We start from the raw sequence: 13,062 nt of genomic DNA, 5'->3' as shown, positions 1-13,062 counted from the left end.
CCACCATCTCCCTCCAGGGCGCGCCGAACCGGCGCAACACCGAGCTGGCCCTGCTGGCCTTCGCCGTCGTGCTGCCGATCCTCGCGTACGCCAACGTGGGGCTCGCGATGGACTCCTCGCTGCCGAGCGGCATGGTCGGCTACGGACTCGGCATGGGCACGCTGGCGCTGGTCGCGCACCTGCTGGTGCGCCGCTTCGCGCCGTACGCGGACCCGCTGATGCTGCCGATCGCCACCCTGCTGAACGGTCTCGGCGTGGTGATGATCTGGCGGCTCGACAAGGCCGGCAAGCTGCTGAGCGCCAACTTCCCGGCGGCCCGGAACCAGCTGATGTGGTCGGCCCTCGGGATCGGGCTGTTCATCGCCGTGATGGTGTTCCTGAAGGACCACCGGGTGCTCCAGCGCTACACCTACATCTCGATGGTGGCGGCGCTGGTCCTGCTCGCCGCGCCGGCCTTCTTCCCGGCCCGGGCGGAGGACTTCGGCGCCAAGATCTGGATCCGGATGGGCGGCTTCTCGATCCAGCCCGGCGAGTTCGCCAAGATCATCCTGACGGTGTTCTTCGCCGGCTACCTGATGGTCAAGCGCGACGCCCTCGCCCTGGCCAGCCGCCGCTTCATGGGCCTGTACCTGCCGCGCGGGCGCGACCTCGGCCCGATCGTGGTGATCTGGCTGCTCAGCCTGCTGATCCTGGTCTTCGAGAACGACCTCGGCACGTCCTTCCTGTTCTTCGGCCTGTTCGTGGTGATGCTCTACGTCGCCACCGAGCGGACCAGCTGGATCCTGTTCGGCCTGCTGATGTCGATCGGCGGCGCGGTCGCGGTCGCCATGACCACCAGCCACGTCAAGGTCCGCATCGACGCCTGGCTCGACCCGATGGCCGCCTTCGGAGCACACCCGCCGAAGGGCGCCACCGAGCAGATCGGCCAGTCGCTGATGGCGCTCGGCTCCGGCGGGGTGACCGGCTCGGGCCTCGGCCAGGGCCGCTCCTGGCTGATCAACTTCGCCGCGAAGAGCGACTTCATCCTGGGCTCGTTCGGCGAGGAGCTCGGGCTGACCGGCCTGATGGCGATCTTCCTGCTGTACGCCCTGCTGGTGCAGCGCGGCCTGCGCACCGCCCTCGCCGCCCGCGACCCGTTCGGCAAGCTGTTCGCCGTCGGGCTCTCGTCGGCGATGGCACTGCAGGTCTTCGTCGTGGCCGGCGGGGTCACCGGACTGATCCCGCTCACCGGTATGACCATGCCGTTCCTCGCCCAGGGCGGTTCGTCCGTGGTCGCCAACTGGGCGCTGGTCGCGATCCTGCTGAAGATCAGCGACAGCGCCCGCCGACCCGGGGTCGAAGCGACCCCGGCCACCGAGGGCCAGGGAGGACCCGCCCGATGAACAAGCCGATCCGCCGGGTCTCGATCTTCTGTCTCGTCCTGATCCTGGCCCTGATGGTGCGCACCAACTGGGTGCAGGGCGTCCAGGCCGACGCCTGGGCCACCAACAAGAACAACAAGCGCCAGCAGTACGACCGGTACGCCCACCCGCGCGGCAACATCATCGTCGGCGGCCAGCCGGTCACGAAGTCCGACTTCGTCAACGGCCTGCGCTACAAGTACAAGCGCTCCTGGGTCGACGGCCCGATGTACGCCCCGGTCACCGGCTACTCCTCGCAGGTCTTCGGCTCCAGCCAGCTGGAGAACCTGGAGGACGGCATCCTCTCCGGCACCGACGACCGGCTCTTCTTCCGCAACACCCTGGACATGCTGACCGGCGAGCAGCAGCGCGGCGGCGACGTCGTCACCACGATCAACGCCAAGGCCCAGAAGGCCGCCTGGGACGGCCTCGGGGACAAGAAGGGCGCCGCCGTCGCGATCGACCCGAAGACCGGCGCGATCCTGGCGCTGGTCTCCACCCCGTCCTACGACCCGGGCACCATCGCCGGCAGCGAGAGCGGCGACTCCAAGGCCTGGACGGACCTCAACGCCGACCCCAACAAGCCGATGCTCAACCGGGCGCTGAAGGAGACCTATCCGCCCGGCTCCACGTTCAAGCTGGTGACCGCGACCGCCGCGTTCGAGAACGGCCTGTACCGGAACATCGACGACCAGACCGCGACGCCGGACCCGTACACCCTGCCGGGCACCGAGACGGTGCTGAACAACGAGTCGCCGCTCGAGAAGTGCGGGAACGCCACGGTCAAGTCGGGGATGGACCAGTCCTGCAACACGGTCTACGCCAAGATGGGCGCGGACCTCGGCAAGGACAAGATGCGGGCGCAGGCCGAGAAGTTCGGCTTCAACAGCACCATCGACACCCCGGTCCGTTCCGAGAAGAGCATCTTCCCGAGCAGCGCGAGCCTGGACGGCACCGCGCAGGACTCGATCGGCCAGCACGACACCCGGGCCACCCCGCTGCAGATGGCCATGGTGTCCGCCGCGATCGCCAACAACGGCAGCCTGATGCAGCCGTACCTGGTCGACCAGGAGCGCTCGGCCTCGCTGACCACCATCTCCAAGCACACCGAGAAGCAGTTCTCCCAGCCGATGAGCCCGGCCACCGCGCAGAAGATGCAGGACCTGATGGTCTCGGTGGTGGAGAACGGCACCGGCAAGACCGCCAAGATCCCCGGCCTCCAGGTCGGCGGCAAGACCGGTACCGCCCAGCACGGTGAGGACAACGCCGGGCTGCCGTTCGCCTGGTTCACCTCCTGGGCCAAGACCACCGACGGCCAGTCCGTCGCGGTCGCGGTCGTGGTCGAGGACGGCTCCAACAACCGCGACGGCATCAGCGGCGGCCGGCTGGCCGCCCCGATCGCCAAGGCGGTGATGCAGGCCGTCCTCGGCAAGTGAGGAGGAGGCCCGACCGTGAGTGGAAAGTCACGATCGACACCCCCGTCCGGATACCGGTCTGATATCGGCCGACGGCCGACTCCGGTCCGATGCGGTGCGACCGGTAGCGTATCCGCCAGCAGCGGGTGTGCCCGTTGCCGCCCGCGAGACGGCGCACGGCCCGGCCGGAGAACCGGTCGAGACCCGCTCGGCGTCACCCAGAGCGTGCGGGGACACCTACGTCACAACCTCGCCGGCAGGTGAGGGAGAGGGTCGGAACTATGGAAGAGCCTCGTCGCCTAGGCGGCAGGTACGAGCTCGGCGGCGTCCTCGGACGCGGCGGCATGGCCGAGGTGTACCTCGCCCATGACACCCGGCTCGGCCGTTCCGTCGCAGTGAAGACGCTCCGGGCCGACATGGCCCGGGATCCGTCGTTCCAGGCCCGCTTCCGCCGCGAGGCGCAGTCCGCGGCGTCCCTGAACCACCCCGCGATCGTCGCCGTGTACGACACCGGCGAGGACTACATCGACAACATCTCCATCCCGTACATCGTGATGGAGTACGTCGAGGGGTCCACCCTGCGCGAGCTGCTGCACTCCGGCCGACGGCTGCTGCCCGAGCGCGCGCTGGAGATGACCATCGGCATCCTGCAGGCGCTGGAGTACTCGCACCGCGCCGGCATCGTGCACCGCGACATCAAGCCGGCCAACGTGATGCTGACCCGGCAGGGCAACGTCAAGGTCATGGACTTCGGCATCGCCCGCGCGATGGGCGACGCCGGGATGACCATGACCCAGACCTCGGCCGTCATCGGCACCGCCCAGTACCTCTCCCCCGAGCAGGCCAAGGGCGAGCAGGTCGACGCCCGCTCCGACCTCTACTCCACCGGCTGCCTGCTCTACGAACTGCTGACCGTCCGCCCGCCGTTCGTCGGCGACTCCCCGGTCGCGGTGGCCTACCAGCACGTCCGGGAGGAGGCGCAGCCGCCGTCCGTCTTCGATCCCGAGGTCCGCCCCGAGATCGACGCGATCGTGCTGAAGGCGCTCGCCAAGGAGCGCGACTACCGCTACCAGAGCGCCGACGAGATGCGCGACGACATCGAGCGCTTCCTCGACGGCCTGCCGGTGGCCGCCGCCCAACAGGCCGCCGCGTACGGCATGGGCGCCGGGTACGGCTACGACCAGAACGGCTACCCGCAGCAGCACGACCCGTACGGCCAGACCAACGTGCTGCCGCAGCAGCCCGGCGGCGGCCCGACCACCATGCTGCCGCAGGCCGGCGCGCAGCCCGGCTACGGCCCGCAGGGCGGCTACCAGGACGACGGCTACGGCCAGGCCTACGCCGACGGCCCGGCGGGCGGCGGCCACGACGACGGCTACGGCCGGGACGGCGGCCGGCGCGGCGAGCAGCCGCCGAAGAAGAGCAACACCTCCTGGATCGTGCTGGCGGTCGCCGCCGTGCTGGTCCTGGTCGGCACCTTCTTCGTGGCCCAGGCCATGTTCAACGGCAACGGCGGCGGCACCACGGAGACCCCGAAGGTCTCCGTGCCGAACCTGGTCGGCAAGAGCCTGGCGGACGCCAAGACGGCCGCGGCCGCGGCCGGTCCCAAGCTCGTGGTGGCCGAGGGCGACAAGCTCGCCTGCCCGGACGCCAACATCAAGAAGGACCAGGTCTGCACCCAGAACCCGGCCGTCGGCGGCCAGGTCGCGGAGAACAGCACCATCACCGTGCAGCTCTCCTCCGGCCCGGCCAAGGCCCCGCTGCCGAACGTGGTCGGCAAGACCAAGGACCAGGCGACCAAGGCGCTCGGCGACGCCGGCTTCACCAACGTCACCACCGAGTACAAGGACGACGACACCGCTCCGCAGGAGAACGTCACCGCCCAGGACCCGGCGGCGGGCACCGCCGGTGACCCGACCGCGCCGGTCAAGCTGACCGTCTCGCAGGGCAAGTCGAAGGTGTCCGTGCCGAACGTGGTCGGCGCGCAGAAGGAGGTGGCGCAGGCCCAGCTGGAGGGCCTCGGCTTCCAGGTCGACGCCTCGAAGACGGTGCAGACCACCGACCAGAGCAAGGCGAACACCGTCGCCGCGCAGTCGGTCCCGGCCAACACCAAGGCCCCGGCCAACACGAAGATCACGCTGACGATCTTCAAGATGCAGGACAAGCCCCAGGTCCCGCCGCTGCAGAACGTCAAGCTGTCGGAGGCCATCTCGCAGCTGGGCAAGGTCGGGCTGCTCTACACGGTGGTGTCCGGTCCGTCGGACCCGAACGCCATCGTCGTGAGCACCAACCCGATCGCCGGCACCCAGCTGGACCCGAACACCCAGGTGATGCTCATCACGAAGCCGGCCGATCCGCCCAAAGGGGGTGACCCCGGCTCCCCCTCACCCTCCAACACCAAAGGGGGGAACAACAACTAAGCCCTGGTTCCCCTGGATCTGAGGCTTGGTGGGAGTTGTCCGGCCGTACGCCCGAGGGCCCGTCGCAGCGGTTGCGACGGGCCCTCGGGCGTTCCCGGTTCCGGGCGTTCTCGGTTCCGGGCGTTCTCGGCTCCGGGCCGCGGGTTCCGGGCCGCGGCCGGCGGGCTCAGGGCTGACGCAGCTCCGGCGGCGGGGTGCGCTTGGCGTCCACGTCGTCCACCCGCACCAGGCTCCCCCAGACCGCCATCCGGTAGCGCGAGGTGTACACCGGCGTGCAGGTGGTCAGCGTGATGTACCGGCCGGGGCCGGTGTAGCCGGAGCCGACCGGGACGGGCGCGACGATGCCGGTGTCGTACTTGGACGTCTCCGGCAGGGTGCTGTCGATCCGGTAGACGTACCACTTGTCCTTGGTCTCGACGACGACCGCGGCGCCCTTGTGCACCGCGTCCAGGTCGTGGAACTTGGCGCCGTGGCCGTCCCGGTGGGCGGCCAGCGCGAAGTTGCCGGCCTGATCCCAGGGCATCGCGGCACGGTAGGGCTGCTCGTACACCCCCGCCACGCCCTCGGCCAGGGTGTCGCTGTCGGTGCCCATCCGGATCAGCACCTGGTAGTCCCGGCCCATCGCCGGGACGTGCAGGAAGCCGACCGCGTCCCCGGCCGCGAACGGCGCGGCGGGGGCGGGCGTCCCGCCGGGGGCGGCCGAGGGGGTGCCGGTCGGGCTCGCGGCCCAGGTGTCGCGCAGCCGGTCGGAGGCCGCGGCCGCCGAGCGGTCCGCCTCGACGTTGGTCCACCACAGCGAGTAGGCCACGAACAGGCCGAGCACCAGTCCCAGGGTGATCAGCAGCTCGCCGAAGACGCCGAGCGCGGCCAGCGCCCGACTGCGGCCGCGCCGGGCGGGCGCGGGGCCGGCCTCGGGCGGCGGGAAGGCCTCCTCCCGCGGCTCGGCCGACTGCGCGGTCTCGTCCGTCATCTCCGGTGCTCCCCCTTCGTGCCGGGTGCCCGGGCGGTCACCCGCCCGTGATCGCGGCCGGCTTGCCTTGGCTACGCGGCCGTTCCTCGGTCATCTTGCCAAAGACGATGAGGCGGAACTTGGAGGTGAACTCCGGGGTGCAGGTGGTCAGCGTGATGTACCGGCCGGCGCCCGCGTAACCGGCGCCGTTGGGGACGGGCTTGATCACGCTCACGTTGTTGGGGGAGGTCTCCGGGATGCTGCTGGTGACCTCGTAGGTGTAGTACGAGGTGGCGGTCTCCACCACGATCTTGTCGCCCTTGCCGAGCTGGTTGATGTACCGGAACGGCTCGCCGTGGGTGTTGCGGTGCGCGGCCAGCGCGAAGTTGCCCGCCTTGTCGGCCGGCATCCCGGTGCCGGTGTAGTGGCCGACCAGGCCCTTGTCGAGCACCGCCGGCTTGGAGGTGCCCTCGGCGATCGGGAACTTCAGCCCCAGCTTGGGCAGGTAGATGATGGCGAAGCCCTTGCCGGGCTCGAACGACTCCGGCTTGGCCGGGTCCGGAGCCGGCTGCCCGGGCTGCGGCGGCGCCAGGGCGGCGTCGAACTGCTTCTCCAGCCGGTTGCGGGCACCGTCGGCGGCCGCGTCGGCCTGCACGTTGGTCCACCAGAGCTGGTACGAGACGAAGAGCAGCATCACCACGCCGAGCGTGATGCACAGCTCCCCGACGAGCCGCGCGGCCACCACGACCGCGGACTCCTTGGGCCGCGCCTGCGCCCCGGCGCCCCGGCCGCGCGCCCGGCGCCGGCCGACGCCCGCGCGCACGGAGGTCCGGCCCTGGGCGGCCCTGCGGCGCTCGGCCCGGCCGCCGGTAGGCGGGGCCGGTTCCGCGGCCGGCCCGCCGATGTCGAGGGGCAGGCGCAGCTGGAGCGTCTGGTCGGGCAGCCACGGGTACTCGGGTCCGGACGCGGCGGGCTGCTCGGCCTGCTCGTACACGCCCCAGGCGTCCTCGGCGGCGCCCTGCCCGGGCTGCGCCGGATATTGCTGCGGGTACGCCGCCGCGCCACCGTGGTGCTGCCCGTCCCCGTACGGGCCGCCGCCGTACTGCGCGCCGCCGTACGGCTGTCCGTCACCCGGGCCCGCCTCCGGCTGGTAACGCCCCTCCGGACGCAGCGCGGTCACGCCGCTCAGCCCCGGCCGATCACCGGGGCGAGCCCGGCCGACCGGTCCACGGCCTGCGGGTAGCCGCACTCCGCCAGCCAGTTGGCGAGCATCCGGTGGCCGCCCTCGGTGAGCACCGACTCGGGGTGGAACTGCACGCCCTCGACAGGCAGTTCGCGGTGCCGCAGACCCATGATCACGCCGCTGTCGGTGCGCGCGGTGACCACCAGCTCGTCCGGCACGGTGGCCGGCTCGACCGCCAGCGAGTGGTACCGGGTGGCGGTCAGCGGCGAGGGCAGCCCCTCGAACACCCCGCCGTCCTCGTGCTCGACCGGCGAGGTCTTGCCGTGCAGCAGTTCCGGTGCCCGGTCGACCACCGCGCCGTAGGCGACCGCGATCGACTGCAGGCCCAGGCAGACGCCGAAGACCGGCAGCCCGATCCCCGCGCAGTGGTGCACCATCCCGATGCAGACCCCGGCCTCCTCCGGCGCCCCGGGCCCGGGGGAGAGCAGTACCCCGTCGAAGCCCTGGTCGTCCTCGCCGCCGGACCGGCGGACGGCGTGCTCGACGGTCACCTCGTCGTTGCGCACCACCTCGCAGGTGGCACCGAGCTGGTACAGGTACTGGACCAGGTTGAAGACGAAGCTGTCGTAGTTGTCCACGACCAGGATGCGGGGCGCGGTCGGCTGGGTGGTCATTCTCGCGTGGTCTCCGTGGGATGCGGGGCGGGGTCGGCAGGGTGGAGGTGCGGGGCCGCCGGTTCAGCCGGCCGCGGCACCTTCGCCGCCGTCCACTGTGACGTCACCGAAGGGGAGCAACGGTTCCGCCCACGGGAAGACGTAGGTGAAGAGGAGATAGACGATCCCCACGACGAGGAGCAGCGAGATGACGGCGCGGACCAGGGTGTTTCCCGGGAGGTGACGCCAGATCCAGCCGTACATGGTGCTCCCTCGACGTAGCGGACTGGGGTCAAGAGTAGACCCGGGATCAACGACCGCGGGGCCGGTCCGCTACTGCTGCCCGCCCGCCGACCGCAGCTCGGTGGTCCCGGAGTATCCGGGGAGGGTCAGGTCGCCGCTCTCCTGGACCTTCCAGCCGAGCCCGTACGCCTGGACGTACTGGAGGTAGTTGCGGATCGTCGGGTCGCCGTCCACGGCGGCCTTCAGCGCATCGGTGCGGCCGACCGCCCGGACCACGTACGGCGGCGAGTAGACCCGGCCCTGGAGGAGCAGGGTGTTGCCGACGCAGCGGACGGCGCTGGTGGAGATCAGCCGCTGGTCCATCACCTGCACCCCTTCGGCGCCGCCCCGCCACAGCGCGTTGACCACGGCCTGGATGTCCTGCTGGTGGATGACCAGGTCGTTGACGCCGGGCTCGGGGACGCCCGGGATGCGGGCGGTGGCGTTCGGCGGGGCGTCGTTGAGGGTGACGGTCAGGCCGCCGCCCTGCAGTGGCTCCAGGGCCGCGCCGAGCCGCAGGTCGTCCAGCCGGGCGGCGTCGGCGGGGTTGCCGCCCTGCTGCCCGGTGAGCTCCTGGGCGCGGGCCTGGAGGTCGGCCAGCTGGGCCTGGGCCTGCTGGTTCTGCGAGCTGCGCTGGCGTATCACGTCGCCGAGGCTCAGCAGCGAGTTGTCGGTCCGCAGGTCGGTGCCGCGGGCGGTCTGCGCGCTGATGTAGAAGAGCAGCCCGGCGAGCGCGAAGACCGCACAGGTCAGGGCACGCCCGACAATTCGGGTGCCGGAGCGGCGGGTAGTGGTCGGCCGAGGGGGAATCGACAAATTAGGCACCGTACCCTTATCTCCTTAAGACCCACCGAGCCACTACGCTAACGGACGCCGGTGGCGCGTGCGGGAACGGTCCCGTGCGTTCCGCACCGCCCGTCACCGGCCGACCGACCCCCGCTGCACCTCTGCGCGGTCTCACAGCGCATCGACAGGAGAGCTCCTCGTGCCGAAGTCTCGACTCCGCAAGAAGTCCGACTACACCCCGCCGACCACGGCCGCGGTGAAGATCAGTTCGGGCCGCAGTTGGGTCGCACCGCTGATGCTGGCACTGTTCCTGATCGGCCTGGTCTGGATCGTCACCTATTACGTGACCAGCGGCAGCTACCCGGTCGAGAGCTGGCGGAACTGGAACATCCTGGTCGGTTTCGGGTTCATCGCCGCGGGGTTCGGCGTCTCCACCCAGTGGAAGTAGCCTCCCGCTCCTCCTGAGGCTCCGGTCGAGCCACCTCCGCCGCTTCGGACCACTGGTGCCGGGCGGCGGTCAGGCGTGCCCGGACACGGGCGGGAAACCGGTCGGTTATCCCCATCATCGGATGGTCCCGCTTATCCACATGGTTATCCACACTGGGGAAAAGTCCCCCCAGCCTGTGGATAACTTTTCGACCGCGAGCTTTCCACAGCTGTGCACAACTTCCCGGGAATGGGAAAACCGCACAGCAGGACACGCGTAGAACAGCAGTCCGCACCCCGGGCGCCACACAGCCTGTGCACAACCCCGCACCTGCTGTGGACAAACGCCCTCGGCGTCACGCGCCGTAGCGGGCCATCCCGATCATCAGCATCGCCGCCACCACGGCCAGCGACCCCGCCAGCGCCAGCCCCTGGACCAGGCCGCGGCGCTCTCGCGGGGCGTACATCAGACCGGCCGCCGTCAGCGCGCCCACCACCAGGCCGCCGATGTGCGCCCGCCAGTCGATGTCCGTCCGCGAGAAGGTGACGACCAGGTTGAAGACCAGGAACGCCATCACCGGGGCGAGCGGGCCCCGGTTCCGCAGCTGCATCACCACCGTGGCGCCGATCAGCCCGAAGATCGCGCCCGAGGCCCCCACCGACCGCAGCGCGTTGCCGTCGATCAGGAAGGCCAGGGTGCTGCCTCCCAGGCCGGAGAGCAGGTAGAGGGCCAGGAAGCGCAGCCGGCCGAGCGCCGTCTCCAGTGCGGGGCCGAGCCAGTACAGGACCACCATGTTCATCCCGATGTGCCACCACTGCAGGTGCAGGAACACCGAGGTCAGCAGCCGGTACCACTGGGAGGGCCCGTCGGCGACACCGTCCGGACCGCCCAGGATGGCCCGCCCGGCGCTGTACAGCTCCCAGACCTGGCCCAGCCGCGGCGTGAGCACGTAGGCGGCCAGCACGAAGACGACCACGTTGATGCCGATCAGCACCCTGGTGACCAGCCCGCCGTCCTGGGCGATCGCCCCGCCGAACCGGGTGGTCGCCCGCCGCGTCCCGGCGTGCCCGCCGCCGACGCACTCCGGGCACTGGAAGCCCACCGAGGCGGTCACCATGCACTGCGGGCAGATCGCCCGCTCACAGCGGGTGCAGGAGACGCCGGTGGCCGTCTGCGGGTGCCGGTAGCAGCCGGTCAGCATGAGGTTCTTCCCCTCCCGTACGGGACGCCGAAATCGCCAGCCTACTGCGGCGGATCCGACATCGGGCCCGCTCCCCGGCCCCTTCCGCACCCCGCGTACGGCCCACTCCGACATGCCGGTGGACAAATCAGCATGCATGATCAGCATTCAGGTGGATATGTGCATAAAGGACGCCACCCAGGAGGAGAGACTCGTGACCTTTTCGGACTCGGCTCGTGAGACGGCCACCAAGACCCGGGACACCGCCGCGCACCTCGCGGACGGCGCCAGGCAGCGCCTCGGCCCGGCCCTGGACACCTTCGGGCCGAAAGCCGCCCAGGCCGCCCAGAGCCTCCGCGTCCAGTACGACCGGCACATCGCCCCGCAGTTCGGTCACGCCTTCGCCAGTCTGCCGCCCGAAACCCAGCAGCACGCCCTGAAGGCCTTCCACCGCGCCCAGGAGGCCGCTCTGGCGGCCAGGCTCTCCGCAGGCCGCGCAGCCGACCAGGCCCGCTCCACGGTCGGCCCCAGGGTCGCCCAGGCCGTCGAGGAGGCCCGCGCCGCCGTCACCCCGGTCGCCCAGGAGGCCCAGACCCGGGGCGCCGCCGCGCTGACCGCGCTGCACGGCAACGTCACCTCGGCCGAGATCAGCCACCTCGCCGCCCGCAACGCCCGGAGGAAGCGGTGCAACGGCCTGGCCACCGGCCTCGCCGTGGCCGGTGCGCTGGCGATCGGCGGCGGGATCGTGGCCTGGCAGTGGTGGCGCCGGCAGAGCAACCCGGAGTGGCTGGTCGAGCCCCCGACCGACCGGGCCGACCAACCCGCCGGGGCGCACGCCGCCGGGGCGACGGGCCCCGGGCCGGTCAACGCCGCCGGCGCCCCGCAGAGCGCCCCGGCCGCTCCCGCCGGGCCCCGGGCCGGGGACGCGGCCACCGAGCCCGCTCCGCCACCCGGCCGGCCCGACGACGACGGTGACGGCGACCACCCCAAGCCGCACGACCCGCGCAAGCCGCACTGACCCGTAGCCCGGTCCTCAGGGCGTGTCGGTCACGCCCTGAGGACGCGCAAACGCCGATCGGCCGCTGACCTGGGTTCAGGTCAGCGGCCGATCGGCGTCACGACTGCGATGTGCTGTGGAGCATAGGAGACTCGAACTCCTGACATCTGCCTTGCAAAGGCAGCGCTCTACCAACTGAGCTAATGCCCCTCGACGGCACCGCAGGTGCCGACGGGCACTAGCGTACCGGGTTCCGGCGCCGTTCCCGGCGCCCTACCCCCGGGCCGACCGGACCTGCCGCCGAGGCGGCGTCCGGGCGGTGCCTGGGATCCGGCCGATCCGGTCGGGTGACCGGGCCGGCCGGCCCTGGAGGCGCGGTGAAGCGCCTCCGAAGATCGTTGATCGTCGGATCGTCCGGGCTCAGCGACCGGCCGGAACCGGGTCGGTGGCCTCGGTCCACAGGTCCTGCTCGGCGCGGTCCGCCTGGACCTGACGGTAGACAAAGAAGCCGCCGAGGGCGACCAGGGCGACCAGGAGAAGCTTCTTCACCGCGGGACCTCGTCCTTCTTGCGTTGGCGGACTCAAGAGCCGGTGCTCCGGCCGGACTGACCGGGCCGACGAGTCCAGATGTGTTTCGATCGCGAACGGGCTGCCGGGTGCCAGACTGCCCTTGCGGCCGATGATACACACCGGTGTCCCAATCGTGACCAGCCACCGCTGCGGCCAACCCGGCGGTCCGGGCGGAGGATTGACGCCGCACCTCCTGCCGCACGGCCGACCCTCCCCGCCCGGGCCCTACGGCGTGCCCGGCGGGGCGCTGGACGGATGGTCCGACGGGCGGTCGGGCCGCCGGTTCGACGGCGTCACCACCACGGCCTTCCCGCCCGCCAGGTCGACCCTGGTCCGGGGCGGCGCCCCCTCGCCCTCCTCGTCGCGCAGCATCAGGGTCGTGCCGCGTTCGTCCAGCTCGTGCTGCTTGCCTGCGGCGAACTGCGCGTGCAGCTGCTCGAAGCCGGTGGCCGAGATCTGCCCCTCCCGGCCGGTCCCCCGCCACGGCACCCAGCGTGAGCGGCGCGCCCGCAGCGCGAGCTGGTCGACCGCCGCGAGCACCACCAGGGCGCAGATCAGTCCGGGGATACTCATCGCCCAGAAGACCGCCATGTCGTCACCATCCCTCCACACGTTCCCTCCCCGGAGAACAGCCCGGCGGGGCGCGCGGTTCCCGCAACGGCGGGGGAAACGCCGAAGGGCCCGGAGTGGATCACTCCGGGCCCTTCGCGGTGGTGGGCCTAACAGGACTTGAACCTGTGGCCTCTTCCTTATCAGGGAAGCGCTCTAACCGTCTGAGCTATAGGCCCTTGCCGCACTGA

General features: G+C 71.3%; 13 protein-coding genes and 2 tRNA genes. 5 read left to right on the top strand and 10 right to left on the bottom strand.

Features of this window, described 5'->3' with window-relative positions; translation table 11 throughout:
* The first annotated feature begins 5 nt into the window (after positions 1–5).
* The 3 genes from ACIQVZ_RS03245 to pknB all read left to right on the top strand — a co-directional run bounded on the left by ACIQVZ_RS03245 (position 6) and on the right by pknB (position 5,235).
* Complete coding sequence (locus ACIQVZ_RS03245; RefSeq protein WP_402446887.1) at positions 6–1,382, top strand: FtsW/RodA/SpoVE family cell cycle protein; 1,377 nt, start codon at positions 6–8, stop codon at positions 1,380–1,382.
* Positions 1,379–2,836 carry a peptidoglycan D,D-transpeptidase FtsI family protein gene (locus ACIQVZ_RS03240; protein ID WP_402446717.1) on the top strand — a complete coding sequence of 486 codons (1,458 nt, stop codon included), beginning with the start codon at positions 1,379–1,381 and terminating at the stop codon, positions 2,834–2,836. Before ACIQVZ_RS03245 ends, ACIQVZ_RS03240 begins: the two co-directional genes overlap by 4 nt.
* 260 nt (positions 2,837–3,096) lie before the next feature.
* Positions 3,097–5,235, top strand: coding sequence for a Stk1 family PASTA domain-containing Ser/Thr kinase (gene pknB, locus ACIQVZ_RS03235; protein ID WP_350876770.1), 2,139 nt, complete (start codon positions 3,097–3,099; stop codon positions 5,233–5,235).
* A 166-nt stretch (positions 5,236–5,401) separates the two neighbouring features.
* On the opposite strand, the gene ACIQVZ_RS03230 is transcribed toward pknB, so the two are convergent.
* The 5 genes from ACIQVZ_RS03230 to ACIQVZ_RS03210 all read right to left on the bottom strand — a co-directional run bounded on the left by ACIQVZ_RS03230 (position 5,402) and on the right by ACIQVZ_RS03210 (position 9,112).
* Entirely contained in the window at positions 5,402–6,205 is an 804-nt protein-coding gene (locus ACIQVZ_RS03230; protein ID WP_402446713.1) for a class E sortase, read from the bottom strand.
* Between the two features lie 37 nt (positions 6,206–6,242).
* Positions 6,243–7,364 carry a class E sortase gene (locus ACIQVZ_RS03225; RefSeq protein WP_402446710.1) on the bottom strand — a complete coding sequence of 374 codons (1,122 nt, stop codon included), beginning with the start codon at positions 7,362–7,364 and terminating at the stop codon, positions 6,243–6,245.
* 5 nt (positions 7,365–7,369) lie between these two features.
* Positions 7,370–8,041 (bottom strand): aminodeoxychorismate/anthranilate synthase component II, encoded by a 672-nt coding sequence (locus ACIQVZ_RS03220; protein ID WP_063348449.1) that lies wholly within the window; start codon positions 8,039–8,041, stop codon positions 7,370–7,372.
* A 63-nt stretch (positions 8,042–8,104) separates the two neighbouring features.
* A complete protein-coding gene (locus ACIQVZ_RS03215; RefSeq protein WP_350876763.1) occupies positions 8,105–8,284 on the bottom strand; it encodes a hypothetical protein in 180 nt (59 codons plus the stop codon).
* Between the two features lie 69 nt (positions 8,285–8,353).
* On the bottom strand, positions 8,354–9,112 hold the full coding sequence (locus tag ACIQVZ_RS03210) for a DUF881 domain-containing protein (protein ID WP_063351254.1): 759 nt from the start codon (positions 9,110–9,112) through the stop codon (positions 8,354–8,356).
* Positions 9,113–9,287: 175 nt separating this feature from the next.
* Between ACIQVZ_RS03210 and crgA the strand changes: the two genes are divergently transcribed.
* Complete coding sequence (gene crgA / locus ACIQVZ_RS03205; RefSeq protein WP_350876761.1) at positions 9,288–9,536, top strand: cell division protein CrgA; 249 nt, start codon at positions 9,288–9,290, stop codon at positions 9,534–9,536.
* Between the two features lie 334 nt (positions 9,537–9,870).
* Here crgA and ACIQVZ_RS03200 read toward each other — a convergent pair whose 3' ends face one another.
* Positions 9,871–10,716 (bottom strand): rhomboid family intramembrane serine protease, encoded by an 846-nt coding sequence (locus ACIQVZ_RS03200; RefSeq protein ID WP_350876758.1) that lies wholly within the window; start codon positions 10,714–10,716, stop codon positions 9,871–9,873.
* A gap of 193 nt (positions 10,717–10,909) precedes the next feature.
* On the opposite strand from ACIQVZ_RS03200, the gene ACIQVZ_RS03195 reads away from it, so the two are divergent.
* A complete protein-coding gene (locus ACIQVZ_RS03195) occupies positions 10,910–11,713 on the top strand; it encodes a DUF5324 family protein (RefSeq protein WP_350876756.1) in 804 nt (267 codons plus the stop codon).
* A 116-nt stretch (positions 11,714–11,829) separates the two neighbouring features.
* Here the strand turns inward: ACIQVZ_RS03195 and ACIQVZ_RS03190 are convergent.
* The 4 genes from ACIQVZ_RS03190 to ACIQVZ_RS03175 form a co-directional block, all read right to left on the bottom strand.
* Positions 11,830–11,902 (bottom strand) — tRNA-Ala (locus ACIQVZ_RS03190).
* A 210-nt stretch (positions 11,903–12,112) separates the two neighbouring features.
* Positions 12,113–12,241 (bottom strand): DLW-39 family protein, encoded by a 129-nt coding sequence (locus ACIQVZ_RS03185; RefSeq protein WP_014137031.1) that lies wholly within the window; start codon positions 12,239–12,241, stop codon positions 12,113–12,115.
* Positions 12,242–12,487: 246 nt separating this feature from the next.
* On the bottom strand, positions 12,488–12,853 hold the full coding sequence (locus tag ACIQVZ_RS03180) for a DUF6191 domain-containing protein (RefSeq protein WP_350876754.1): 366 nt from the start codon (positions 12,851–12,853) through the stop codon (positions 12,488–12,490).
* A gap of 120 nt (positions 12,854–12,973) precedes the next feature.
* Positions 12,974–13,050 (bottom strand) — tRNA-Ile (locus ACIQVZ_RS03175).
* Positions 13,051–13,062: the final 12 nt, after the last annotated feature.

Origin of the sequence: Kitasatospora sp. NPDC098663 (assembly GCF_044760075.1) — a bacterium.
Taxonomy (GTDB): Bacteria; Actinomycetota; Actinomycetes; order Streptomycetales; family Streptomycetaceae; genus Kitasatospora.
The sequence above is the reverse complement of the archived record's forward strand: the minus strand, read 5'-3'. Positions and strand labels throughout refer to the sequence as shown.

Bases quoted from the DNA above. Each gene is read 5' to 3' on its own strand.
- ACIQVZ_RS03230 (WP_402446713.1), bottom strand. From the start codon at position 6,205: ATGACGGACGAGACCGCGCAGTCGGCCGAGCCGCGGGAGGAGGCCTTC.
- pknB (WP_350876770.1), top strand. From the start codon at position 3,097: ATGGAAGAGCCTCGTCGCCTAGGCGGCAGGTACGAGCTCGGCGGCGTC.
- ACIQVZ_RS03200 (WP_350876758.1), bottom strand. From the start codon at position 10,716: ATGCTGACCGGCTGCTACCGGCACCCGCAGACGGCCACCGGCGTCTCC.
- ACIQVZ_RS03180 (WP_350876754.1), bottom strand. From the start codon at position 12,853: ATGGCGGTCTTCTGGGCGATGAGTATCCCCGGACTGATCTGCGCCCTG.
- ACIQVZ_RS03215 (WP_350876763.1), bottom strand. From the start codon at position 8,284: ATGTACGGCTGGATCTGGCGTCACCTCCCGGGAAACACCCTGGTCCGC.
- ACIQVZ_RS03240 (WP_402446717.1), top strand. From the start codon at position 1,379: ATGAACAAGCCGATCCGCCGGGTCTCGATCTTCTGTCTCGTCCTGATC.
- ACIQVZ_RS03220 (WP_063348449.1), bottom strand. From the start codon at position 8,041: ATGACCACCCAGCCGACCGCGCCCCGCATCCTGGTCGTGGACAACTAC.